The following is a 1,019-nucleotide window of genomic DNA, read 5'->3' on the forward strand; positions in this document are numbered from 1 at the left end:
GAACCATCTCAAACAATCCAGTAACACACTAACTGGAATTAAGTTAAGCGACTTTAGTCCATATCTTACAGCTTTGTTTATATCTTCATTTATTAATGATTTTAGCTCATAAGCTGTAATTTCTAGAACTGACTTTAGCATATTTAGTACATTGTACATTATGCATTGGATAATAAAGAACAATACTCTTGCTACTGGAGATTTTGTACATGATCGTATCTTGAAATCGTTTTTACTCTATAGCCAGTTTCTATATTCCATCGTTTTTTATATTCTTCAGGAATCATCTTTTCAAATTTTTCAATAGATTCTGCTTTTTTGTTTGTAGCAAACAGGAGGTACTTTTTCTTTTTATCATTATATATTGCCACAACATTGAAGGAAGGTCCTCCTTTCTGAAATCGATATTTAAAAATCGTTTAAGTATTTCCACACTCTTTTTGATGATTTTTAAGTTCTCTATTGATAACTGGATTTGACTTAGCTGCTATAACAAAATTGACTTTAAGTTCATCCAATTTTGAAATCACATCTGTGTTAAAAAATTCTTTATCAAGGTATAATGTTCCTGTTTTTACACCTATTGTTTTAAGTCTTGTGAATAAAGATTCGATGAAAAGAGAATAATTCTTGTTCAAACTATTAATGTCTATTACGTCAAGTGTTAAGTGAGAAGTTCCAATTATATCAAGAGTACAGAATGATTTGCCCCATGAACTACCATTCTTTAGTTTTATTCCCCTAATACCAGGAGTATTTTTGTCTCCATAATACGAAATGTCATGAAAATCAATAGCTATATCATGAATATTGTTTTCAAGTTTCATTATCTTGAAAATATTAAGATTCATTTTTCTAAAAGAGGAAAGAATGTCTTCAATTTTATTTTCCTTGATGTAATTGAAAATAGTATCCGCTGAAGGTATTCGTAAGTCAGGATTCTTTCTTTGTAAATCATTACTTGCAGATTCGAGAGAGTTTGTAGAAGATGTTGCGGCGTGCAACAATACGTTTAAAGT

1 pseudogene is annotated in these 1,019 nt (G+C 29.7%); it reads right to left on the reverse strand.

The window, feature by feature from the left end:
- Positions 1 to 1,019, reverse strand: a pseudogene (locus ASJ81_RS13575) (ISH3 family transposase); the annotation flags it as partial.

Source organism: Methanosarcina spelaei (assembly GCF_002287235.1).
Lineage (GTDB): Archaea > Halobacteriota > Methanosarcinia > Methanosarcinales > Methanosarcinaceae > Methanosarcina > Methanosarcina spelaei.